This window comes from Psychrobacter sp. T6-1, assembly GCF_052258445.1.
The window spans coordinates 1-1,379 of record NZ_JBQQFC010000465.1; the positions used below are offsets into that span (position 1 = coordinate 1).

Sequence of the window (1,379 nt, forward strand, 5' to 3'; positions counted from 1 at the left end):
GCCAAACGCGGTATGGGTATGGTGTTTCAGGACTATGCGCTGTTTGGACACTTGAGCGTCGCCAAAAACATCGCTTTTGGTCTCAATAAGTGGTCATCTACCGATAGACGCGCGCGAGTAAATGAGATGCTCAAACTCGTTGAGCTGAGCGAACATGCAGATAAACGTCCTAATGAGCTCTCTGGTGGTCAGCAGCAACGCGTAGCACTAGCACGGGCTTTAGCGCCCAAACCCAAATTGCTACTACTCGATGAGCCATTCTCAAACCTAGATGTTATGCTGCGTGAGTCGCTAGCGATGAGTGTGCGCGATATCTTAAAGCGTACCAATACTACTGCGATACTAGTCACTCATGATCAAAATGAAGCCTTTGCCATCGCAGATAAAGTTGGCGTTATGCATCGCGGCAAGCTTGTCCAGTGGGCAACGCCAAGCGAGCTTTATCATGAGCCAATCAGTCCTTTTGTCGCAGAGTTCGTTGGAGAAGGGGCGATGATAGATGGCATCATCAAAGAAGGGCACGTCGAGACGGCGCTTGGTGATATTTATCGGCGCATGGAGGTCTATGATGAGACGGGACAATCAACATATTGTGAGTATGACTATCCTAACGGTACGCCCATCAAAGTACTGGTGCGACCTGACGATATCATTCATGATGACGAGAGCGCGCGGACCGCACTCGTTGTAGGGCGGGTGTTTCGCGGTGCCAACTATCTCTACCGCTTGCAACTCGATGACGGTCAGACGATTTTGTCTTTAGTACCCAGTCATCACAATCACGAGATTGGCTCGCACATCGGTATTTTGCCGATACTTGAGCATGTCGTGGTATTTGATGAAAAAGAGATCAATGCCACGACGTGGTCAGAATATGACCGAGTAAATAGTTAACTCAGCGCTTTGACTTTAATAATAAACTGTCAATAATAGCGACGCGCCAAGATATGCAAGTAACGCCCCATACGCTTATAGGGCTCTTGATTTGAGTAGCGTAGCTCCATTCGTATCACATCATCAGGGTTATTATGCCCGCCGCGTTTGAGCGGAGCATAATCATGAAACACGCGCAAGCCACTCTCTAACACTATTTGATAGTCATGCTGTTGTAGCCACGATTCCACCTCTACCTTGGCAACGGGATGATTGGGCGTCAGGCTTTTTTTGTTGTCCGCTTTGTAGCCGTCATCCTCTAGTAAGCTATCTAACAAATTAAAATTACCCATTATCAGGTTGCGATAAACGAAACTGGCGGGATTATAAAAGCATAAAGATAGCGCGCCATTACTTGTCAGCTGACGATCAAAAAAATCCATAATCTCGCGAGGATCCGCTAGCCATTCAAGCAGCGCATGACACAGAATGAAATCAAATTTATC

The 1,379-nt window shown here is 47.2% G+C and carries 2 protein-coding genes; one reads left to right on the top strand and one right to left on the bottom strand.

Features of this window, described 5'->3' with window-relative positions; translation table 11 throughout:
• On the top strand, positions 1–894 hold an 894-nt coding region (locus ACTXGO_RS13835), incomplete at its 5' end, for an ABC transporter ATP-binding protein (RefSeq protein ID WP_443574924.1).
• Between the two features lie 29 nt (positions 895–923).
• Here ACTXGO_RS13835 and ACTXGO_RS13840 read toward each other — a convergent pair.
• A partial coding sequence (locus ACTXGO_RS13840; protein WP_459112937.1) for a class I SAM-dependent methyltransferase occupies positions 924–1,379 on the bottom strand: 456 nt, incomplete at its 5' end.